Origin of the sequence: Stieleria tagensis (assembly GCF_024129865.1) — a bacterium.
Classification (GTDB): Bacteria; Planctomycetota; Planctomycetia; order Pirellulales; family Pirellulaceae; genus Stieleria; species Stieleria tagensis.
The window spans coordinates 19,484-42,140 of sequence record NZ_JAMYFE010000066.1; the positions used below are offsets into that span (position 1 = coordinate 19,484).

Below are 22,657 nucleotides of genomic sequence, written 5' to 3' on the forward strand. Positions count from 1 at the left end.
GTGAAGGCGACCTACCGCCAACATAGCTCAGGTTCATGCAGCTACGGCGGAACTGTCGGGATTGGCGTCGGCGGAACAAGCGGATTCAACGCAGAAATCCAATGTTTGCCCACGAATGACCGGATCGCCGCGGCGGTGTCAATCGAGCCCTCGAAAGCGAACGCTGGAACCCAGGCGAGCAAGTCGGAAGTGGATGTGTCTGACATGCGGCCGGACTTCATCGAGGTGGCGAAGAGTGACGATGGCCGCGTCTACTACCTGATCATCGAACCGGAAATGGTCAAGATTCAACTACCGAAGGCATTTACCGTCGATGATCTTTCCCCCTTTGATTGGGACTTTCCTCAGAGCCCAGTCGTACTAAACGACAACATTTATGTCGGACGGATTGGGATGGGCGGTGGATCACTCATCGGCGTCACCATTGCTGGCGTCGCAGACCTCGAATTTTCACTACGCGAAATCAAGAACTCCGAGCCAATTGGAACGCTACAGTCAGGCAGATTGTCAATCAAGTACGGCGACGATCAAATCGTCATTTCAGGCGTACGCAATGGTGCCAACAAAACAAATCTTGAAGGGCCGTACAAAGTTTGGGTGCGATCCACCGATGCAGACGTCACGGGCGAGGAGTACAAGCGTCAGATGGCCGAACAGGTGAAAGCCATTCAAGAGATGAAGGATAAGGGAGATGTGACCATCACCGATGACATCATCAAGCAATTCAAATCCTTCGTTAACGACAACCGTCCGATGTTGATTGGTTCGTCATCGAGAGAAGTCCAAGATCGTGACTTAGTGAAGTAGAATCTCGGATCGACGACGAACCAGCCTCACTCTTGCTTCTCAAGAAACAGCTTTCGTCGATTGAAACGGTCCTCGGGGACGCTGGGCCAGTTGGCTTGGTTTGTTAACGCGGATTTGAATGCGTCCAAGTCGTTGCCTGCAATAGGCTTCTGGATCAACTTTCTTGACTTGGGCGTGTAGTCTCCTCGAAATCGAAGGTCGACCAGGACATCCCGAATCTTGGAATCAAGCTTCGCCCAGTCCGTTGCCCCGTATGCCTTCACGACGTCGGCTTTGCTGCAAATTCGCTTGACGTCCTTTTCAATCTGCTTGTAGGTGATTTCGAAGAGCGATTTTTGCTGTTCCGCCGTGATCTCGACTAGATCGTCTTTGTTGGCCTTGATGAAATCCTTGGCTTTTTCACCGGATAGACCAGCAGCCTTGGCGTACGCATTGACATTTGCCTCGGCAAGACCGGCCGCGGTCAGGTCCGCCTTGATGCCGGACTCGCTCCGCTCCTTCATGTCGTAACCGCGGCCAATTGTCAGGCCCGAAGAATTGCTGGGCACATGGGGCGTTCGGCTGTGATACGGACCACCTTCTTGGCCTTCCGCGTCGAACGTCAACTGGCCCCGCTCGACTTTGAACGCATCGTTTGCCTGGCAAGTCGATGCGACCACGAGTGCGAAGGCTACAACAACCGAAAAGTGGTGAACGAACCGCATTCCTAAAACCTGACTCTCTGAGCTGGGAAGCGTGTATGTGAATGAACCTGCAGCGGAGGGGCGAAGCCCCGCGTCGTTGGTAACACTCCCAAGCATATCGCATTGGCCCGGCCAGTGACCGAACGAGAACCAACTTGACGCTCAGTCCTGGGAAACGTCGATCACAATGTCCCCGAGGTCACGGTTCTCGCCAGGCTGGATCACCAGGGATCGGAATGCGTGTCCGATGCTTCGATTGCCTTTGCTGACTCGAGCTGAATACCTCCACTCTGGCGATAGGCCGAGGATCTCGAAGCGTCCGTCCTCGTCGGGAATGAGCACCGATGGGTTGATGCGTTTTCCATCGACGCGAGCCCACACCGCGAACTCTTCAGCATCTTCGGAGTCGCCGAAATTGGCCCAGATGCTGGCATCGGAAACGGATTCACCGTCCGCATCGACAAGTCGACCGTGCGCCCGTCCAGCTTCCGACAACTTGATCGTGAATTGCTTTCCTGCTCCATGCTCGACGATGGTGCCGCCGACCAATCCACGACTACGATCAAACGCAAATACTTTTCGACGTCGATCATCAAGAAGATCTTCGACGATGAGTCCTTGCGGCATTTTGTCTTGCCACCCATAGCGTTCATTGGCGCCGTAGACTTCTAGCTCCGTTGTCGCGGGTTTTCCATCGGGATTGAGTATGGTGATAGGAATCGGCTTGGCTTTACTGATCGGCAAGTCGACATGCACGACAAGATGTTTCGGCTTTGGATCAACAAGACCCAAACGGTTGTAGTTGTCGGGCATCACGATGGTTGGAGCCGTTACGTAATACGGAAAACCGGCGTCCGGCTTCCGATACTTCGCCAGTTCCCATTCGCCGTAGCCGCTTGAATATGCCGACATCCGTTGTTGATCACGATTACCGGTGCTAAACGCGATGATGCCTGGTGTAGGCAACACGGGAATTCGAAAACGTCCGTCGTAATCGGTGAAGTAACGACCGTCGAAGTAGGCTCGGAAGACACCTTTATACTCCGCTTCCAGGTCGCGATTGCGGAACCAGTAGTAGGTGAGCGAACCGTAGAAAGGTTCGTCGGTCTCGGCGTCATAGACGCGGCCTTCCGCCCAAACGCCCTTCTTCAGTTGAAAATTGAGTTCGTGGACAGTTTCTGTCGTCTCGACTCTATTTGACCCATCAGTTTCACCGGCGACCGGCAAGTAAGGATCGCTGTTCGGGCCGAAGACGACAACTTTGTTTCCATCGCCCGCTGGCAAACCATCAATTCGATAATTTCCCGCCGCATCGGTCGTCGCTGTCCAATGTTCGCGGCCTCCCGTCGTGGTTATTCGCTGAGTGTTCACGAGAGTGGTTTGCACAAACGCACCAGCAATCGGCTTCCCCGTATCGGTATCAGTCACGGTCCCCAGGACGGGAGTCGAGGGGCCAATGACGGCCTCGAAATCAGCCGGATAAACCTGAGTCGGTGCGCTGCTCTTGAAATTCTCAGCCTGCGGAACAGATACGACTTCTTCATCGCCATAGTTTCGTACGACCAAGTCCGACGACTCAATGCCTTCCCGCTCGACGAGAAGCCGGAAGTAGCAATCACTCGGCAGCTCGGTAAGTCGAAAGCGGCCGTTGGAGTCGGAAACGGTTCGCGGTAGTGCGTCACTGAGCGGTAAGCCGTTGTCGCTGTGGACCACGCTAGAAACGTCTCGAATTCGATCTTCTTCAGTTTCAGGTTCCGATTTGTTGTGAACGAGATATTGAGGGCCAGCCTTCATCCGAAACGATCGCTTGTGAAACCCACGAATTCGGACGCTGGCACCCTCGATCGGCTGTCCTTCAATGTCGATCAAACGTCCGCTCACGGCGGTGCCTTCGGGTGCTAATTTCAATGGCGCGCCGGGGCCGATTGCTTCAGGATTCTTGCCGGGCCAATCGGGATCAAACGGGATTGACGCTCCAAATTGTCGAGGCCAGGTGTACTCAAACGCATAGCCTTTCGCTCGAACCAACATGGCCTCACGCATGTCCCAAATCGCTGGATCGTTTGGGTTCGGGGGCGTTCGCGTGATCTCAAATTGTCCTTTCGCGTCCGTTGTCACGCGAACCGGGCTCATCGGTTCCACCTCAAACGATCGCGATCGCCACCAATAGACTTTCGCTTTCGCGATCGGTCTCGAATCACTCAGGATTGTGCCTCGAACGGGATCCCGCGGCCACGCTTGTTCAATGAACGGTCGCACGTCCGGCAAGTCATCGTTGGTTGTCTCCACATTTGGAGCCTCGGCAGGCGAACTCGCGGGCGGTTGCGCGGACAGTGAGCTAGGAGGCGTCAACAACAACCCAATCACAAGCACGACGATGGAGGTGGTCAATCCGCTCACGATTGCTGCATGCAAGCTGACTCGCAACGAGAGCCGGCGACCGTCTTCCATGATCCGTTTGACCCGGTGCTGGAGCATGCTATTTCCCGATGCAATTCCGACGGCGGAGCCGGGGGGGAAGTCGCAACGTTCGGCCAAGTCGACCAGCCGCCGCGCATAGCATTGACGCGATGCACCAAGCCCCAGAGCAAAGTCGTCGCAAACGTCTTCGGCGGTGCCCTCGATCCAATCCACCAATCGCCACAACAGCGGTTGAAAAAACAGCAGCGACAGAACCGCGTGATTCATCATCCGCACGATCAAATCATGACGCTTCAAGTGAGCGAGTTCGTGGGCAAGGACATCGCGGACTTCTCCGTTATCGCTGGCCTCCATGACGCCGTCGTCGTCACTACACAAATGAATGACTGGAATCCATACGCCTGACAGAAACGGACTCTCGAAGTACGGACTACAAACGACTCGTGGTGATTTTACTTGAAGGTCACGGGCCATCTGGTCGCAGACAGCTTGGATCTCCGAGCTTGCCGGCACGCTGCGTTTCAGGGATCGCCTCAATGACAAGAAGGCTCGGCCATGCCGGATCAGCAAAGCTAGCGACACGACTAACCACGCCGTGACTGCAATTGTTTTGCAAACGAAGACGGCTCTGGCGTCGGCTGTCGCTGTGGCATCGCTTGTGGTCAGTGTCATTTCATCGCCAGCGGCTTCGGCACGGGCAAGCTCGCTTGGTGGAACATCAAACACTGGCAGCGAGTCCACAGCAGCCACCACGACCGGTTCATTGAACATCGTGTCGTTGTCGATTCCCTGGTATGGGTCTCCACCGGTGGTCGCAAAGTCATTTGGCATCGGTATCGCGGGCGTGGAGAACGACACCTCCGCCTCGGCCGACGCTTTCTGACTTGGCTTGGCAGGCCACCAGCCGTCGACATTCGCTTGTTTCATGCCAACGGTCACCATTGGCGACACGACGACAGCCACCATTGTGAAGCGATAGATCATCGACAGCACCGCAGCGTCGCGAATGCGGCAAAGACGGACAACTGCCATCACGCCCAGGATCAGAATCGTTGACTGCATTGCGTACAGCATTCCGATTTGCCAAACCGACTCAATCCAACTTACAACGTTCATCACGATCCCTTCTTCTTGGCTTGGCGGTTGATCAGTTTGCGAAGGTCAGCGAGTTCATCCGCTGAAACGTCTTCGCTTTGCAGCAAGTGGGCGACCAACCCTTCGACGCTGCCTCGGAAGACACGCGTGAGCAAATCTTGGGTCGCCGATTGCTTGAAGTCCGCTTCGCCAATCAGCGGAAAGAACGTGAAGGTGCGTCCCTCGGTTTCATGGTCAACCGCTTGCTTCTCTTCTAAGCCTCGCAGCAACGTTTGCACGGTGCTGTGAGCGATCGGTTCGGACTGATTGATTTGGTCGGTGATCTCACGAGCGGTCGCCCGCTTGTTTTCCCACAGCACCTGCATGATCAGCAGTTGCACTCGTCCCAGTTGCGTCGTGTTCATCAGCACCCTCGATTGGCTCGCTTCATTTACTCCACTAAATCTATTGCGGTAAACAATCGGCGTCAATCGACATCAAGAATTATTCTTGCAAAAACGCTTGACTTGCCTACGTCGCGTCGGCAAGAATGCCTACGCACAGTAGGCAGACAACGCTTTTGAGGGAAACAGGACATGGCGAAGCCGGACACGACACCGCTGACGCAGGCACAGCGGGAGATCATGGAGGTCGTTTGGGACCAGGAGGAGGTCACCGTCACGCAGGTGCGAGACGAACTGGCAAAACGACGCGAGGTCGCTCGCAATACGATCCAAACGATGATTGTCCGCCTGGAAGAACGCGGATGGTTAAAGCATCGGACCGAGGGCCGAACGTTCTGGTACTCCGCCAACCGACCTCGCACGGCTTCCCTTGGGGCCAAGGTCGCTCAGATGGTGGACCGATTGTTCGCCGGTTCGCCCGAAGAAATGGTGACGGCGTTGATGGAGTACCGCGGTCTGTCGGCCGATGAAGCCGATCGGATTCGCGAGATGATTGACGCGGCGGAGACGAAGCCGACCAAGATGGCCAGTCAAAAGCCAAGCAAGAAACGCGGAGGTCGATCATGAATCTCTTCTCTGACCAGTTGGTCCTGTGGGTGATCAACGTTCTGATTCACTCGACCGTTTTGACAGCGGTTTTGTTGTGCGTTGCGATGTTGTTTCGCAAGCGAGCCGCCATGCGATATTGGATTCTTTGTTGCGGTCTGCTGTTGGTGTTGGCCAGTCCTGCCGTTTCAGCGTTCGTTCAGTCTCAAGGCGGTGGCTGGTTGGCACTCGCTTTGCCAAGTGAAGCCGTTCCGACAGCAACGGTTGCCGTCAACGAGCAGCCAACGTCGGCAAACGACTCACCGATGCAAAGCTTGCCAGCATCCCAACCCAACACGTCAGAAATTCAAGTCCAAGATTCTTCGTTTAACCGCGTGGGCAACGCCCCGCGTGCACCGGCGAAACACGAATCAGCAATGAATTCCAACGTTGAAGCCGATGCTCCCGTCAATCCTTCCGCAGCCACGCCCGCCGTGAAAGACGCTCGCTTACCGATGCAGTGGCTGGCGATCATCGTGACCATCGCCACGGCAGTTTGGGCAGTGGGAGCCATGTTGTTGCTGTTGCGAATGACGATCGGCTGGAGCCGGCTGGCAGGGATATTGCGCCGAGCGGAACCCATCACCGATCCTGACTACGTGTCAGCATTCACGAAAGCCTGTGCATTGGCCGGTTGCCATGAAGAACGCAAGCCTCGGTTGCTTGCGTCCGATGAAGTCTCCGGCCCGCTTGCAGCGGGTATCTTCGCCGGCTCGGTTGTCCTTCCCAAGCGTTTGATCTCGGAGTCGAACCCGGTCGAACTTGCTGAGGTTCTTGTTCATGAAGTCGCCCACGTCGTCCGGCGAGACCAAATTGTGGTCTTGTTACAAAACCTCGTCGCCGCGATCTACTGGCCACATCCGCTGGTGCGAAAGCTCAACCGCGAACTTGCCAAAGCCCGCGAAGAAGTCTGCGACAATTTTGTGTTGCGGGCCACCAACGCCCCCATCTACAGCCGCACTCTGCTTTCGCTTGCCCAGCTTGTTCAGCGTCCCGAAACGATCCCCGGCAGCGTCGGCTTCTTCGCGTCGCGTTGGAAATTGGAACAACGCGTGGCTGGACTGCTCGATGAAAGTCGCGACACGCAAACGATGTTGAGCAAACGCGGATGGGCGTTTGTCCTCGCGTCGACGGTTGGCTTGTTGGCCGCGATCTGTGCTGGAACGGTGACGATCGCGACGGCACAAGTTGCTTCTGAGCCCGCACCGGAAGAAACGGCCAACACAAAGCAGGCCCCGTTTCGATACACCGGGCGCGTCACCGATCCAGATGGCAAGCCGATTGGAGGAGCCGAGATCTATCATTGCGGAATGCTGGGGAGGATAGCAGACGATGAACAGCAAGCGATGCCAGTGGCGACGAGTGACAACAATGGCGATTTTGATTTCACCGGGCCAGCGTCTAAGAAGGTTGAACTCTATGGTGATCGGGTGCTGCGATTCGGCACGGTGGTGGCGATTCGAGATGGCTTCGCTCCTGCTGTCACCAACATCCATGACAACAAGCTTGGCGATCCTCTGCAACTGCGTCTTGTTGCGAACGATGAACCCATAGCAGGTCGGATTCTTGATCTACAAGGTCAGCCCATTTCTGGGGTGAAGGTGTCTTTCAACTCGCTAGAAGTGCCAACACCCAATAGTTTCGGTGTCAGTGCTTGGCGGAAGATGCTCAACGATCGACCGGACGGAATGGCGGTTCAAAGGAAATTCTTCTCATTCACGATTCTGCCGTCATTCTTTAAAAAGAGGCACGTTCAAACGAATGCCGAGGGCCGATTTGAGATTCCGAGCTTTGGCTCGGATCGAATCGTGGCGATGTTGATTGAGAGTCCGACGATTCAAACGCAAGAGATTCGCGTTGTCACTGGAACTCCAATCGAACCCCTTTCGGTGCCTTGGTATGAGAATGCACCGGCGTTAGGAACGCTTCACTATGTCCCAAACAATTTTGATTTTGTTGCGGGGCCGACGCGTCCTATCACCGGTGTGCTGAGTGATTTAGATACGGGAAAGCCGCTGAGAGGTTTTCGGATCTCCGGCGGTACGGCTGGGAATCCAATGAATGAGATTGCCACGACGACCGACGATGAAGGTCGTTTCCGGTTGACGGGCGTTCCTGTGAGTGGAAAGCAAACGCTTACCGTTCTGCCACCGGAAGACAAGCCCTACGTTGCGGTTGAGCGGCGAGTTGAGATTCCTCCAGGTGAAGATCCTCTGACGATCGATCTCAAGGCACCACGAGGCGTTTGGGTGGAAGGTGCAGTCATTAATCAACAAACCGGCGAAGCTGCAGGTGCCAATCTCTCCTATTTTGTATTTGAGAAAAACCAAGCCTATCGGCAACTCGGGAAGAATGGATTGGATTTACGCCGAGATATGTCGGGTGTGTCGACGAATGATGACGGGATCTTTCGCACCGTCATTTTTCCCGGCAGCGGAGTGATTGCGGCAAGAGGTTTTCGCGAGGACTACATGATGGGGGTCGGTGATGAATTGATCGTTGAAGGCCGACAGTCCGAGGGTGACAGTTTCTTGAGGACCGCCCCGTTTCTCTGTTCAACGAGCAACTATCACTCCGTTGTGCAGGTGAGCCCATCGGATTTGGATGACAATTTGACAGTTACGATTGGACTCGATCCTGGCTTGACAGCCGAAGGGCGTCTTGTCGATTCGGAAGGCAAGCCTGTCGCCGGAACATCCATTCGCGGAACACGCCCCATGTCCTACTGGCGTGAGAGTGATACTGCAGACTTCAAGGCAATTGGATTCACCAAAGGCACGTCGCGACAACTTCTGTTTTGGCACGAAGATCGCAACTTGGCTGGGCAGACTGTGATCTCGCCTGGAGCAAGAAACGAAACGATCAAGCTCCAGCCAGCAGGCGTCATCACTGCGCGACTACTTGATGAAAGCGGTGTCCCTATCAGGGATACTCCAATTGTTTCGTACAACCATGGGATCAATGAAGAAAGCGATGTCGAGCATGATTTTGTCAGCGTGCCTCAAACGCTCGACATTCGGACCGACGACGAAGGACGCTTTCGGGTGCCGAGTTTGATTCCTGGGTTGAAGTACGATTTTGGATTTGAAAACGAGCCAAACCATTTCCCTGTCCTTTGCATCAAGGGAGTGACCCTCCAGCCAGGCGAGACGCGGGAGCTCGGTGATTGCAAGCCGCTTCCTGGTCCGCATGAAATGGAAACAGCTTCGCAAAAGAAAGAGGGAGAAACGTTGTCCGGCCAAGTCGTCGACCCCAGCGGAAAGCCGATTGCTGGGGCGAAAATTTGGTTGGCCGTCGCGTCGCATCGGTACGTTGGCGAGGCGAATCGTTCAAACAGGCAGGGACAGCTGCGTGAGCTGGGGACGGCGGATGCTCAAGGGCGGTTTGAGTTCGTGCTGGATAAAGCAACGACCGACGTGATTCGGAAGCGAATTCAACCTACTCAGGCGTTGGTTGTGGCGACGGCTACGGGCCACGGTCTGGACTGGATGCCGCTGGATGTGTTTGAGGACAATCCGACTTCAAGCGACGAGAGGGACACGCTGGAAACCCGAGTCGACAAGTCGCTCGGAGACGGACGTTTCGCTAGTCGGACACTCAAGTTGCGGCCTGAAACGCAGAGCGTGCGAGGGCGGTTGGTTGATCTGGAAGGCAATCGGCTGCCGAATGTGAAAGTGTCGGTGGAGAGCCTCCAGCAGCCGGACGTCGCACGATTGTTGAAGGCGTTTGAGATGTCGTTGAAACGGGAGGTAAACGAGGCATTGAGCGCTACGAGTGTTGGAGGACTCGCCAGGAGCGAATTGCAAAAACTAATCCCGTCGGTGACGACGGACGCAAACGGTGAATTTGAACTTCGCGGAATCGGCGACGATCAACTGGTCACCCTTGTTTTCGATGACGATCGTGTTCAGGCCAACCCGTTGAACGTCCTCGGTCGCAACATCAGGGCGGTCAGCCTGCCGCACATCAAGTGGAATCCCAACGGAGCCAAAGACGTTTTTGTAGGACGGGACTTCACTCATGCCATCGGCCCGTCTGTTCCGGTCGAAGGTGTTGTCAGGGACGATGACAACGGCCAACCGGTCGCCGGTGCGCTCGTGTATGTCGAGCGATTGTTTAAGGAAGGGAGTGCCAATGACTCGCAATTGCGACTCGATACGGATCACATGCGGTCGGTGACCGATGATCAGGGGCATTTCCGCATCACGGGCATGCCTCCTGGAGAAGGACACGTTCTCGAATGCATCCCACCGAAGTCCGAGCCGTACCTGATGACGTCGGATGACGTCTCTTTAAGTCTTGACGATGGAGACGCAAAACGCATCGACTTTCAGGTGAAACGGGGAATCTGGATCGAAGGCCGTGTCACTGACAAGAAGAGCGGCGAACCGCTCTCGGCCACGGTCGACTATATTGCACTGAAAAAGAACCCTCATTCGCTGGAAAAACTTGGGCTGGGTCAGGCCTGGACCGAGCAACGCTACGGTACGGACAGTGACGGTCGCTACCGCATACTCGGTCTGCCGGGGCCTGGTGTGTTGTTGGTGACATCGCAGGTTACGGGCTATCCATTGGCATCCGGTGCCGAAACGATTGACGGTTACGATGCATCGGACAGGACAATTCCCACTACACCCTTCCCATTGCAGCTAAACTTCTCAGGCTCCAACTGGCACCTGCTCAAACAGATTGATCCAGCGTCCAACCAAAACAGCGAAGCGAGTTCATTCGCTTGTGATCTCGAGTTAGATGCCGGCCTCTCCATCCCCGGTCGCGTGGTCGGACCCAGCGGAGAAAAAATCTCTGACCTGCATGTGCTTGGCCAGACTGCGGGGTACAAGTGGTGGAGGCCACGACATGATGACAAGGTGCTCTTGACCGATCGCTTCACCGTCAACGGCTACGACGGAACCGGCCCACGGCAACTGTTCTTCAAGACAAAAGACGAATCGCTCGTCGGTCAGTACCGCGTCGAAGGAGACGCCCCGGATGAGATCGTTGTCACGCTCGAACCGTCCGTCCGAGTGACGGGACGGTTGATCGATAGCGGAACCGAACTTCCCGCACCGGGTTACTTTATCTCCTGCAAGGAATGTTCTCTCAACGAAAAGGATCCGCCAGTGAAGTTCATGATTCACTGGTGCCACACCGACGACGAGGGCCGCTTCGAGATCAAGGGCCTGATGGCCGGTCTGACCTACAAGATGTACGCGCTCGACGAAAGCAACAACATCAACAAAGACAACACCTTCACGATTGACCTAACCACAGCCAAACCCGGTGAGACAATGGAAATTGGCGATGTTCCGCGTCCAATGAATGATGGCGATTCCCAAAACTGAGCGACTACGATGAACGAAATACACATCGACTCAGCATGGATGCCTTATGAGCCGGACAATGCCTCTCCGTGGAACCTCCGTCGCGTCCACCATTTGCATCGACGTGCCGGGTTCGGAGCGACTTGGGAGGAATTGCAACGGGATCTTCAGGCTGGGCCCGAGGTCGCCGTTGATCGAGTCTTGCGAGGCGGGAACGCGACGGATGATTTTGATTCGCTCCAGCGACTGATCGGTGACGCTGCGGTAAGTTCCGGTGACATCAATCGGCTGAAAGCTTGGTGGTTCTATCGGATCCTGTACTCGGGTGATCCGCTGATCGAACGCATGACGTTGATGTGGCATAACCACTTTGCGACCAGCAACTTGAAAGTCGCCAACGTGGCGATGATGAAGCGTCAGAATGATTTGTTTCGACAACATGCGTTGGGAAAGTTCGGTGATCTTTTGCGAGGTGTCATCAAGGATGCCGCCATGATGATTTGGCTGGACGCGAAGGCGAATCGCAAAGGCAAACCGAACGAGAACCTTGCTCGCGAGTTGATGGAATTGTTCACACTGCGTGTCGGTCATTACAGCGAAACTGATGTGAAAGAAGTTGCCCGAGCACTGGCGGGCTGGACGGTCCGCGGCGGAAATTTCGAGCAGGTGGCGGCGTACCACGATGACGGAACCAAGCAGGTACTCGGTGAACAAGGCGAATTCGATGGCGATGATGTATTGGCGATCTTGCTGAAGCAGGAACCGCTCGCCCGTCGGATTGCGATGCGATTGTGTGAAGTCTTTTTTGGCGAAGATGTCATCACGGATGATGCACTCGACGAACTCGCCAGCGGTCTTCGCGACCATGACCTGGATATCGGCTGGGCCGTTGAAACGATCCTCCGTAGCGAAGCGTTTTTTGCCGACGACAACATTGGCAATCGCGTGCTCGATCCGATCCAGTTCATGATCGGACCGCTGCGAGGGTTGGAAATGCTCGATCCGCCGCCGAGCACGTTGTTGCTGGCGGAGTGGGCGGCCAAACTCGGCCAAGATTTGTTCTATCCGCCCAACGTGTTTGGCTGGCCCGGCGGTCGATTGTGGCTAACGACCCGAACGATGATCGGCCGTGCGAACTATGTCTCCGCACTGTGTCAGGGCGAATTGCATCGCCCGAATAAGCCACCGAAAATCCAGGCGTTGGCGACAAAGCACGGTTTCTCGACACCGACCAAGCGAACCAAGTTCGCGAGCATGTTGCTCTTGGGTCACGAGAATGCAACCGGTGATATGGAAGCGATGCTGCGGCGACCCTCGTCGCAACTCGGCTAGTTGAATTCACAAAGACATGGGAATGAACGATGAAGACGAATCGAAGACGCTTTCTTGGCCAGAGCTCCGCCGTCCTGTTGGGAACAATGCCGTCATTGGTGAGCCGGGCAGTAGTGGCAGACGACCGGGCTCTGACGGAACGTGACGGGAAGATCTTGGTCGTGATCCAGATGAGCGGAGGCAATGACGGGATCAACACGATCGTTCCGTACGCGGACGAAGGTTACGCCAAGCACCGCAAGAAACTTCGATTGCCGACTGATCGGCTACTCAAGATTGACGACTCGATTGGGTTCCATCCGTCGATGCGTTCTGCGGCAGATCTGCTTGAACAAGGCAAGCTTGGTATCGTCCAAGGTGTCGGCTATCCCAACCCAAGTCGATCGCACGACACGAGCATGGCGATCTGGCACTCGGCCCAGGTTGGCGGCGAAGACATGCTGCGATCTCATGGTTGGCTTGGCAGAACGATGGACGACGCCGGCATGAGATCGGATGACCCCGACATGATTCTGGTCGGCGACGAATCGCAACCTTTGGCCATCCAAAGTCGTCGCTCGACCGCGGTGACGCTATCGAGTCTGACAGATTTGCAACTTCGTGATTACCAAGACACTTCGCAAGATGAGCTGACGGCGCTAGCCGCGGGTGGCGACGGGAACCCGCGGCTAGCGCCGTCGGCTCACTCCAAGTCCTCGCTTGCCCAATTCGTCGACCAAACGATGCAAAACGCGATTGCCACGGCGAATGTCTTGGAGCGAAACAACGAAGGCGGAACCGACGCCGGTGCCAAGTACCCATCCACAAGACTCGGCGGGCGCATGCAAACCATTTCGGCCATGGTCAAAAGCGGATTTCAAACACCCATCTTCTACGCGATCCAAGATGGCTACGACACCCACGCGGCTCAATTGCCGTCGCACTCACGGTTGTTGCGAGAGTTCTCCGATGCCATCAAAGCATTCCTCGACGACGTCGAAGCATCGGGATTATCCGATCGCGTGTGCGTGATGGGCTTCAGCGAATTCGGTCGTCGAGTCGCCGAGAACGGTTCGGAAGGCACTGACCATGGAACCGCCGGCCCCGTCTTCCTCGCCGGCAGCCAAGTCCGATCCGGGCTGATCGGACCAACGCCCAACCTGACCGACCTCGTCGACGGTGATTTACAGATGGGCATCGACTTCCGAAGCGTGTACCGGGAAGTCGCCCAAACTTGGTTGGGCGGCACATGGAAATCAACCGAACCACCGCAGCCTTCGCCCATCAGCCTGTTTGACGCGTAGAGCGAGATTAAATCGCTTGCGTTGATGGCCAGCCTCAACATGCGATTTTCCACGTCAGATAAACTTGACGTGACGAATTCGTTCGCTACACTGATCGAACGGTTGGCGAATTCGTTCGCCATCTTGGTTTTCGGTTCAATTCGGGTGGGTGGTTTATGGCACGGCACGTTTCTTCGCAGCCGACCGAGGTCGAGCTGCGGATCTTGCGAATTCTGTGGGACGATGGTCCGAGCATCGCTCGGCACATTCACGATTCGCTTCAGCAATTCAGGCAGACCACCTACTCAACGACGGTCAAGATGCTGTCCGTGATGCTGGACAAAGACTTGCTGAAACGTGATGACGAGGCGAAGCCGCAAATCTACCGTCCTGCTAAGCCACAGCAACGAACGCAGAAGCAGATGCTCGGCGAGTTGATTGACAAAGTCTACGACGGTTCCGCCGCACAATTGATGCTGCACGCTTTGTCGAGCAAAAGAGCAACGCCGGACGAGATCGCCCAGATCCGCGGATTGTTGAGCGAGATGGAGGACGAGTCATGAACGCTTCAGCTCTTGAAACGGTTGGCTGGCTTATTGTGCATTCCACTTGGCAGTTTTTGCTCGTAGGGCTCGTATGCTGCATGGTTGCGGATTGGCTACTGCGTCGTAGTTCACCATCGTCGCGATACACGGTGTTCCTGCTTGGCATGTTTGCCGTTGTCATTTGCCCCGCTGCGACGTTGGCGTGGCTGGTCGATCACAAGCCGGCGAACCAGACGCTATTTGAGACCAGTCGGATCGAGGAAGCGACCAGTTCAACGGCGCAGTACGCTCTGAACGCTGACAGCGATACGATGTTCGATATGCGGGCATATCAAGCGAATCCGGTTCAACCAACCGTCGCGGCGTTGCAAACGCCATTTGTTCAAGACGAGTCCAGCTTTCAAGAATCAATCGCGGCGATTGTCCAGCCATGGCTGCGAACAATCGTCGTGCTTTGGTGCGGGGGTGTCCTGATTCTCGCAATGCGATTGTTGTTCGGCTGGATTCGCGTCGAGCAAATCAAACGAAGCCGAAAAGACCCGCTTGAGCCAGCACTGGTTGAAGCGTTCGATCGGGCCTTGGGAAAGCTGCAAATTCGCCGATACGTGCATCTGTTCGTCAGCGAACTGATCGAGTCGCCGATTGTTGTGGGGGCGATCCGAAGTGTGATCCTGGTTCCGGTCAACTTCGCAAGCACGATGACGCCTGAACACATGGAAGCAATTCTGGCGCACGAACTAGCTCATGTTCGACGCTACGACTATTTGGTCAACCTATTTCAGTCCGTCGTCGAAACTCTGTTCTTTTATCATCCCGCTGTCTGGCTTGTTTCGCATCGAATGCGAACACTGCGCGAGCATTGTTGTGACGACATCGCCGTAGCCGCAATGAAAAGTCCCGCAGTCTACGGACGTGCCTTGGTCGCGATCGAAGAACTTCGGGGCAGCTACCCGTCACTCGCTGTCGGTGCTCGTGATGGCGATTTGGTATCACGCATCCGCCGGCTGATAGGTCAGTCGAGACAACGAGATACGATTGCACCTAGCGGGCCGATCGTCGCTGGGATTATCGCGAGTCTTTCGCTGATCGCATCAATTGGTGTAATGTCCTTGCGTGCGGAAGAACCCGTCGATGAGGATCAAGGTCCCGACGCGTTCGTAGCAAAAATCAGCGAGCAAGTTTCCGTTGAGCTGGTAGCCATCAAGCCGCATGATGGACCGTTGACCGAAGCGTGGAATCCAAACGGGACGAAGTCGAGCCAGCCGATTGAATTTGCTCATTCGGGCGATCCCGCAGGATTCCAAATTGATGAACAAGCTGCCCATGATCTTCTGTTTCGGTATGAAGGGCTTTCCGGAGGTGAGAGTCCAATCTACCGAGTCGATGGCGCACGCGCTCACACTTGGCGAACACCGTATCCCGACGGTGAAGCATTTCTGATCGTGACAGAGCGTGAACCGTCCGAATCCGCTAGCCTCACGATTGGAATACCTGATCCCACCTGGGGGCCTTGGAGGAAGGTTGACACGAATGGCGACGACCTCGAACCAGTAAGAATTGAATCGCGGTTTCAAGAGGCTTACCAGACGATGCGTCCGCTGGATGTGAAATCGCGAGGTACGCGGTCGATGCTTCGTTGGGCGCAAGACACGTCCGACGACGACCTGGCGCAGTTCGAGTTGGTTGCCATCGACGACGACGGAACACGGCACTCTAATTGGGGGCGAACCTTTTGGAGTGATTCCGAGGATGCCGATCGTTCCGCGGAGATTTTTGACGTGCCGATTGAGAAGATTGATCGCGTCGAGTATCGACTGCGACCGATCCGACACTGGGTTACGTTCGCGAACATTTCGCTTCGGCCAGAACAGAAGACGAACGTCGACGTATCCATCCTCAGTGTGCCAATTCCTGAACTCGCTAGCGATGCCGCCGCGATCGAGCGGCCCGCACCGGATCCGGCGGCGCAGCGTCTTGGCGAACAAGTTCACCAGCGATTGGCTGCCGTTAGTGGACTGCCTGCATTTTCCATATCGACGAAAATTGCCACGTCCTATTATGGTGACCCCGACGAGATTATCGGCCTGAAGGACGAAAGATCACTCGAACATCTTAAAGAGGCGCTTGCCATCCGCGAGTTCGATGAAAGCCTGTCAGACGCGACCGAGACTTGGGCTTGGAGAAACAGCGAAGTTTTCGCAACAAGGCGGAACGTCTATACGCTCAGGAACAAGCCCTACGATCAAGCATCAGTGAGAACGTGGGATGGCCAGCGTGGATGGTACAAGGACTCGGGCGATCAGTTTGGGCGATACCGCAGCTTTGGTGAAACCTTTCGCAATCACTACTTCCGGCCCACCGGCTATCTTTATCTCGGCGACCACCGTTTCGCATGGGCGGACACCGGAGAATACCCAACGTTCTTTGTGAGTTCGACGATGCCAGTCGAGTTTGCAAATTTTCAATCGCTGCCGGACGAAGTCTTCGCCGGTGAACCCTGTCGAGTGATTCGTTCGATTCCTCGCGCGGAACAGTTGTGGATTGGCAAGAAATCGGGGCGTCTGATCGGCTGTTTAAGGTTCATCAGTCAGGGAAAGTTTCAGCCTCTCTATCAAATGGCGTCCCTCCACACGATCGCTGGCAGAACTTTTCAATCAGAGCAGGAAGCTCAGCAGTGGCTCGAGAACGAGGCCACAGAGGTGCAGAAGCGACAAGTCTCAATGGATTGGGCCTATCTGCACAAAGCAAATCAGCGTCCTAGAGGATTGGTTGAGTTGTCGGACTATCGCGAAGTTGCACCGGGCGTTGAGTTGCCACATACCGAATGGAAGTCGCATTGGCTTCACGAGGGTGAGCGATTCAAGTATTGCGTTGTTCGATCCCAAGTTATTGACACCGACACAGGTCCCGATTTAAGCGAACTGGTTACTCAAGCTCTTCCTGTGAAGGGTGACACGATCAACGACTGGCGGTTTTCAACGCACGTGATGTACAAGTTTGACCCGGACATGCCAGAGTCCAAGATTCACGCGTTAGTCGACGAGGCATCGGCAGAGCTTCGCAAGAACAAAGCCACCATGGATCATCGACTCAAGCCACTGAGAGAAATGGTGGGTCAAAAAGCACCCAACCTGGCTGGTGAACCGCTGCCAGGAAAAGAGCTTCCAGAGATCAACACCGACGGTAAAACACTGCTGCATTTTTGGGCGGTTTGGTGTGGTCCATGCAAAAATGATGTGCCGATCCTGAACAAGCTTGCGAAGAACGGATTGAATGTGATCGGAGTGCATGCACCGGGTACGGATGCATCGAAAGTGCAACAAGCTATTGCCGAGATTGGATTGGAGTACCCGGCTTTCATCGGCAGCGAAACGAAAGGTGTCGGGATTCAGCCAGGCAGAATTGCCGGGTATCCGATAACGATGTTCCCATGCAGCGTGATGCTAGACAAAGACGGAAACGTCGAGGTTGTCGGATCGCTGAGCGAGGTATTGCAATTCGGTGATTGAACCGATTGCCATGAAGCTATTTAGTTGGCGACAGTCGCGAAAGTGTGTCGCCAGCGTCTGAACCTTTTTGAGCAATGATCAAGTTCGCGCCATCGGCCGGTTCGCGTCAAGGCAGGACTGCAGCTACAAAGATTCACTCTCGCCGAGCACCACCTGTTGGGCAGCATCTTCGGTTCACATCAACGGTCGTGTTCCAACCCATATCACCGCCGCAGAGTGTTGCGGCACCGGTCGCTCGGTCGCGAGTGAAAATCCACTGCTCGCCAAACCGGTTCTCAAAGTAACCAACAAATTGATCATGCACAGTTCCGTCGACAATGGGTGGGTCACCGCAACCGGCTGCGTGGTGATTTCGAATCGTAAGAAGTGGTGCAGACATTAAAATCAAGCTCCGTCAATTGCTAGTTGGGGGTACCGAACAACGATCGAGTGTCGCTGTGAACACCGACGTGGAATCCACGTGCGTTCAGCGAGTCGACTTTCCGAAACTAGCGAGAGGGTCAGGCACGGGCAAGTTGTTAACGAGCTTGCCTCACCGTTTTTCTTCAGAAACAACCGCCGATCTACATAACCGAGTGTTCCAACCACGGGTCAGGTAGGGGGACTAAACCGTTATCAAACTTTTTGACCCTGGGGTTATCTCCGATGAGCGTCAACGAGCTCTCATCGTTCTCATGGGAGTCGAAATGGGAACAACAAATTAGCTAATGGCAAACTGTGAAACGAAAAACGGCTGCATTGGATTGTCCAATGCAGCCGTGGCGTGAGTTCATTTGTTGTCGACGACTATTTTTCGTCATCTTCGTAGCTCGGCGGCCAGTCGTCGAGGATGCCGGGGTAGCTGGTCCAGTCATCGCTCCAGTCGCCGGGATGGACGACGGGGTAGTCCGGCATGCCTGGGTAGGATTCGCCAGGATGTCCTGGTGGCAGGTCATCTGGAGCGGAGTGTCCAGGAGGGACGTGGTACGGGTGATCCGGCGGCAAACGCGGCCAGACGTGGATTGGCGGGTAGGATTCGATCACGGTGGGCTCCTCGGACTCGGGTGGCCACGGGAAGTCTTCGGGCCACCAAGGCGGGCGTGGGCCAAAGTCGTCGCTCGAACCGTCGTCATCGGTGGAACTGCCTTCGGGAACGTACGGCGGTTCGCTGCCGGGCGGATCAAAGGGCGGCACGAAAGGAGGAGGCGGCATGTCGGGCTCGAAGGATCCATGCGTCATTGCAATGCACTCCGTTGCAGAGGATCGGGATGGACGAAGGCGGTGCGTTTGCTGGGGCACAGTCCGCACTACGGGATGGCTTTGGTTTCGATGAGGGTGCGAAGTTCATCGTCGGTGGCGCTGGCGGTGGTCGCTTTATAGTCTCGGAAGAGTTGCCACTGCGGGAGGTCGCGCAGATTTAGCTTCGCATTAAGCAAGAAAAGTTTCCAGGACTCAAAAGCAGTCAAGCGTGCGAGAGCCCGCATAGGGCAAGGCACCGTGAGCCGACGAAACCCGACAAGCTCATCATGTTGCAGTGGGTTTCACCAGTTGGCCAGGGCGCTCCGGCGGCCGACACCGGAGTGGCGTTGACCGATGTTGCGGTCACCTGGATTGAGTCGGTGCGAAGGTCGGCGATTCCTGATGTCCTGCGGAAGAAGGGGCTCTCAGGGAGCTGAATCATTTCTCGAGCACGTCGGCAAGGGTTCGCTTTGGTGGAATTCCGCAGAACCGTGGGACACGTCTGAGTCTTAGAAAGTAGAATAGTCGCGCACAATCAACCGTTGGAGATGGATGTTTTCTCCAGCCTGTCGCTGCCGAATGGTCAAGGCCTTGGGGAGCTTTCATTTTCAGCACCCAGGTCAGCAACCATCTAGAAAGTGGATCTTGGTTTTGCAAATGTATCGAGAAGGCATGTTCGGCACCGTCGCCTGATGCAACCGGCTTTTCCAATCATCTCCAATAACGACAACAAATGCTGATTGCTGAAATCCGCCGAAAGTTGAGCGATATCGACGATTTTGATCTCGATAGTCTCGACAGTGGAAAAGCACTTCGCGAATTACTTTCGTCGCGCAAAGAGGACTTGTTGACCGCTGACGTGTTCGGTGCACTGAAGTACTTGCCGCGACAACCCTACCTTGAGACGTTGTTCCGAACGATCCAGACAGCAAACACGCATGCGTCGTCATTCGCCAAAATTGTCGATGAACTGGAGTTTGGAGAGAGCGATTTCAAATTCCATTTTTGGCCCAACTACGCGACGCCAGTTGGACTCGGAAGCGTGCGAACGGAACCGGATGTTGAAATCACCGGTCCAGGACTCAAATTGTTTGTCGAGGCAAAGCTGCACAGCGATTTTGGTGCGCACCAGATTGAGCGGCAACTCTTGATCGGCTTGGTAAATGCAAAGCCGGACGAGAACTTTTTCATGTTGCTGGTAACCAAGGGGGCGCGTGAACCTCGAATCTGTTTTGACGGAAAGCGAGTGCCGATCGAGACGTATCTCGGCCGTGTGTCTGAGACGTTGGAAATCGCGGATTCGCTTCGCGATCAGTTGGCAAACGGATACAAGAGAATCCTATGGATCAATTGGCGGCGTGTGGTCACGACGCTGAAGCAATGTCACCGGGAGGAAGATCATGATCGCCACAGTCGAGGCTGTCGCGATATGGTGAACGATTTGGTGGCCTTGATGGAGATGCGGTCGATGGCGCCCTTTCACGGGATCTCAGGAGGGCGGCAGTGTGCCGAATGGTCTCGGCCCGTTGTTGCGGCGTTCCTTGGCGGTGAAGGCCAACGAAAACGCAACGCATTTCGATTCGAGAATGCTTGCCACGTTGATTTTTCCGACACCACCGGCTTTGTTTGCCCCCGTCCAAGTCGTCGAAATGGCTTCAACCTGGATCGCACAATTCACAAGTGGGAACTACCCGTCTCATTCGGATGGCGATTGCGATCGAATTTGTTGCCAGTCAATGGAGCCGGTTCTTCCCAAACGAATGCCCCGATACAAAGCTTGGCAATTGACAATAGCGCGTCGGGTCAGCGTATCCCACAGCGATCGTTCGACTTCAAACGATCGATCAGACAGTCCGATTTTACCTTATCTGAAGAATCACCATTTCGGAGCCCTGCATGAGTATTGGAGATTCACCTTCGTCTGACGAAGTCTCTCGACGGATCACCGTCGGTATGGGAATGGTTTACGATTTATACAACGAAGTGAATAGCTTCATGGAGATCATTCGCGAGCAAGTCACATCGTCAGTCGACGCCACCTGCTTGACCAACGATTTCAAGATCCCAGTGGCCCATCCGAAACGCCGAACACCCGCTGACAACCATCTCAACACGGACTTAGGGTTGGTGTACGAACTCGATACGGAGCGCGGGGTCGAAGATGGTGAGGATGACCAGGACGCTCAAAATCCATCTGCCAATGGAATGCAGGTCTCTTCCGATAGCAGGTTTTTGGCAATTCGCGTGCAGCTCTACGATCGAGATCGTTCGTACGAACGTGGATTTCGGCCTACCGTGTTCGGAGCAATGCTCACCGATACCTACAGAACCAAGGCCAGCAAGGGCAAGCCGGACGAAGAGAAACGTGATTTTGGAATTCGACGTGCCGTATTCCTGAAGCTGCTCCGCAAACTGGATGCTTCCATTGTTGCTGAGCAACCTCTGACCATGAAAATTCCAAAGGGCACGATGACGACAACGGTGGCAAGGCTTTATTCCAAACCGCTCGCAGAATTTCAGAGTGAGCAGGCCGTCGCGGATTTCATCCAAAAGCTTTTGCCGGCCGACGAATCATAGAACGCAAAGTGATTGGGCAACAATCTGCGGCCTTGCAGCCTGGAGTATGCCATCGTTCGCAGAAGCTGAGTCGCGTCAGCCGTTCATGGCTGGCGCTGCCGCAATTCCAGGTGACATATCAGCTGAAAAACTGGATGCTGCGATCGAAGAAAAGATAGATCAGCATTTTGGTCGTTGGGATGTTAGCGCCAACGGACCTGGAAAGGGGCGTGGAATAGCAGACCCTTGGTCGAAAGGCATTGGACCACTGTTGTTAGCCCACTACGCGCAAGAAACATCGCGTGCGGAATTTGACCAGGTGATTCCCGCACCAGACAGGAAGACGTTCCGTTTTTCTTGTTTTTGAACACCTTCGGTAGATTGCGTTGACCGTCAGAGTTGACGGGTGCTTCGTGCTCGGATGGCGAATCCCAGCGTCAATCCTTCCGAGACAAGTATTTGCGAATCGAGTTCGGCGCTTCGAGCAACACCAGGAACTTCAAAATGTCATTCCCATTCGACGACAATCAATCCGATTCGATACGGAAGTACGTACAGCGTGAAATGGAGATCTTAAAAACGATGCTGGGTGAACTGGAGGCAACCGTATCCAAATTTGCACAAATGTGCGAGACGATTGAGAGTGAGTTGGATCTGCTCGATCTGTGAGTCTTGAAATTTCACAAGCTTGCTTCGAAACCGACTGGGGAACTTTCGAATACGTCCTCGGCGATCCGTCGAAGGCAAGCCAATGCTGGACTGCAGCATCCAAGTACTGAATCGGCAAACTTTGGCTACACGCAGATTTTGGTCGCAGAGAATCTGCGTTTAGCCGTACTCGGTGAGCATGCGACACGTCACTGTAACTGGCATGGAGATT

The 22,657-nt window shown here is 55.0% G+C and carries 15 protein-coding genes; 11 read left to right on the forward strand and 4 right to left on the reverse strand.

Annotated elements, in window-relative coordinates:
- Entirely contained in the window at positions 1-807 is an 807-nt protein-coding gene (locus NHH03_RS16140) for a hypothetical protein (protein ID WP_253157977.1), read from the forward strand.
- 26 nt (positions 808-833) lie between these two features.
- Here NHH03_RS16140 and NHH03_RS16145 read toward each other — a convergent pair whose 3' ends face one another.
- The 3 genes from NHH03_RS16145 to NHH03_RS16155 all read right to left on the reverse strand — a co-directional run bounded on the left by NHH03_RS16145 (position 834) and on the right by NHH03_RS16155 (position 5,410).
- Positions 834-1,511, reverse strand: coding sequence for a pesticin C-terminus-like muramidase (locus tag NHH03_RS16145; protein ID WP_253157978.1), 678 nt, complete (start codon positions 1,509-1,511; stop codon positions 834-836).
- 141 nt (positions 1,512-1,652) lie between these two features.
- Complete coding sequence (locus NHH03_RS16150; RefSeq protein WP_253157980.1) at positions 1,653-5,027, reverse strand: M56 family metallopeptidase; 3,375 nt, start codon at positions 5,025-5,027, stop codon at positions 1,653-1,655.
- Positions 5,027-5,410, reverse strand: coding sequence for a BlaI/MecI/CopY family transcriptional regulator (locus NHH03_RS16155; RefSeq protein WP_253157981.1), 384 nt, complete (start codon positions 5,408-5,410; stop codon positions 5,027-5,029). Before NHH03_RS16155 ends, NHH03_RS16150 begins: the two co-directional genes overlap by 1 nt.
- Before the next feature lie 171 nt (positions 5,411-5,581).
- Here NHH03_RS16155 and NHH03_RS16160 point away from each other — a divergent pair, with 171 nt between their 5' ends.
- The 6 genes from NHH03_RS16160 to NHH03_RS16185 all read left to right on the forward strand — a co-directional run bounded on the left by NHH03_RS16160 (position 5,582) and on the right by NHH03_RS16185 (position 18,003).
- Positions 5,582-6,016 carry a BlaI/MecI/CopY family transcriptional regulator gene (locus tag NHH03_RS16160; protein ID WP_253157984.1) on the forward strand — a complete coding sequence of 145 codons (435 nt, stop codon included), beginning with the start codon at positions 5,582-5,584 and terminating at the stop codon, positions 6,014-6,016.
- On the forward strand, positions 6,013-11,376 hold the full coding sequence (locus NHH03_RS16165; RefSeq protein ID WP_253157985.1) for a M56 family metallopeptidase: 5,364 nt from the start codon (positions 6,013-6,015) through the stop codon (positions 11,374-11,376). The genes NHH03_RS16160 and NHH03_RS16165 overlap by 4 nt, the downstream gene beginning before the upstream one ends.
- Before the next feature lie 9 nt (positions 11,377-11,385).
- Positions 11,386-12,687 carry a DUF1800 domain-containing protein gene (locus NHH03_RS16170; protein WP_253157992.1) on the forward strand — a complete coding sequence of 434 codons (1,302 nt, stop codon included), beginning with the start codon at positions 11,386-11,388 and terminating at the stop codon, positions 12,685-12,687.
- A gap of 29 nt (positions 12,688-12,716) precedes the next feature.
- On the forward strand, positions 12,717-13,970 hold the full coding sequence (locus NHH03_RS16175) for a DUF1501 domain-containing protein (RefSeq protein WP_253157993.1): 1,254 nt from the start codon (positions 12,717-12,719) through the stop codon (positions 13,968-13,970).
- A gap of 155 nt (positions 13,971-14,125) precedes the next feature.
- Positions 14,126-14,512 (forward strand): BlaI/MecI/CopY family transcriptional regulator, encoded by a 387-nt coding sequence (locus NHH03_RS16180; RefSeq protein ID WP_253157994.1) that lies wholly within the window; start codon positions 14,126-14,128, stop codon positions 14,510-14,512.
- Positions 14,509-18,003 (forward strand): M56 family metallopeptidase, encoded by a 3,495-nt coding sequence (locus tag NHH03_RS16185; RefSeq protein ID WP_261364309.1) that lies wholly within the window; start codon positions 14,509-14,511, stop codon positions 18,001-18,003. Before NHH03_RS16180 ends, NHH03_RS16185 begins: the two co-directional genes overlap by 4 nt.
- 786 nt (positions 18,004-18,789) lie before the next feature.
- Here the strand turns inward: NHH03_RS16185 and NHH03_RS16190 are convergent.
- Positions 18,790-19,194, reverse strand: a complete 405-nt coding sequence (locus NHH03_RS16190; RefSeq protein ID WP_253157998.1) for a hypothetical protein — start codon at positions 19,192-19,194, stop codon at positions 18,790-18,792.
- A gap of 760 nt (positions 19,195-19,954) precedes the next feature.
- On the opposite strand from NHH03_RS16190, the gene NHH03_RS16195 reads away from it, so the two are divergent.
- From NHH03_RS16195 to NHH03_RS16210, 4 genes are all read left to right on the forward strand, one after another.
- Positions 19,955-21,121: a hypothetical protein gene (locus tag NHH03_RS16195; protein WP_253157999.1), complete on the forward strand. Its 1,167-nt coding sequence runs from the start codon at positions 19,955-19,957 to the stop codon at positions 21,119-21,121.
- Positions 21,122-21,216: 95 nt separating this feature from the next.
- Positions 21,217-21,798 (forward strand): hypothetical protein, encoded by a 582-nt coding sequence (locus NHH03_RS16200; protein ID WP_253158001.1) that lies wholly within the window; start codon positions 21,217-21,219, stop codon positions 21,796-21,798.
- 46 nt (positions 21,799-21,844) lie between these two features.
- Positions 21,845-22,144 (forward strand): hypothetical protein, encoded by a 300-nt coding sequence (locus NHH03_RS16205; RefSeq protein ID WP_253158003.1) that lies wholly within the window; start codon positions 21,845-21,847, stop codon positions 22,142-22,144.
- A 137-nt stretch (positions 22,145-22,281) separates the two neighbouring features.
- On the forward strand, positions 22,282-22,446 hold the full coding sequence (locus NHH03_RS16210; RefSeq protein WP_253158005.1) for a hypothetical protein: 165 nt from the start codon (positions 22,282-22,284) through the stop codon (positions 22,444-22,446).
- Positions 22,447-22,657 lie beyond the last annotated feature (211 nt).

Coding starts and splice junctions, on each gene's coding strand:
- NHH03_RS16145 (WP_253157978.1), bottom strand. CDS start 1,511: ATGCGGTTCGTTCACCACTTTTCGGTTGTTGTAGCCTTCGCACTCGTG.
- NHH03_RS16150 (WP_253157980.1), bottom strand. CDS start 5,027: ATGAACGTTGTAAGTTGGATTGAGTCGGTTTGGCAAATCGGAATGCTG.
- NHH03_RS16155 (WP_253157981.1), bottom strand. CDS start 5,410: ATGAACACGACGCAACTGGGACGAGTGCAACTGCTGATCATGCAGGTG.
- NHH03_RS16160 (WP_253157984.1), top strand. CDS start 5,582: ATGGCGAAGCCGGACACGACACCGCTGACGCAGGCACAGCGGGAGATC.
- NHH03_RS16165 (WP_253157985.1), top strand. CDS start 6,013: ATGAATCTCTTCTCTGACCAGTTGGTCCTGTGGGTGATCAACGTTCTG.
- NHH03_RS16170 (WP_253157992.1), top strand. CDS start 11,386: ATGAACGAAATACACATCGACTCAGCATGGATGCCTTATGAGCCGGAC.
- NHH03_RS16175 (WP_253157993.1), top strand. CDS start 12,717: ATGAAGACGAATCGAAGACGCTTTCTTGGCCAGAGCTCCGCCGTCCTG.
- NHH03_RS16180 (WP_253157994.1), top strand. CDS start 14,126: ATGGCACGGCACGTTTCTTCGCAGCCGACCGAGGTCGAGCTGCGGATC.
- NHH03_RS16185 (WP_261364309.1), top strand. CDS start 14,509: ATGAACGCTTCAGCTCTTGAAACGGTTGGCTGGCTTATTGTGCATTCC.
- NHH03_RS16190 (WP_253157998.1), bottom strand. CDS start 19,194: ATGCCGCCTCCTCCTTTCGTGCCGCCCTTTGATCCGCCCGGCAGCGAA.
- NHH03_RS16195 (WP_253157999.1), top strand. CDS start 19,955: ATGCTGATTGCTGAAATCCGCCGAAAGTTGAGCGATATCGACGATTTT.
- NHH03_RS16200 (WP_253158001.1), top strand. CDS start 21,217: ATGGAGATCATTCGCGAGCAAGTCACATCGTCAGTCGACGCCACCTGC.
- NHH03_RS16205 (WP_253158003.1), top strand. CDS start 21,845: ATGCCATCGTTCGCAGAAGCTGAGTCGCGTCAGCCGTTCATGGCTGGC.
- NHH03_RS16210 (WP_253158005.1), top strand. CDS start 22,282: ATGTCATTCCCATTCGACGACAATCAATCCGATTCGATACGGAAGTAC.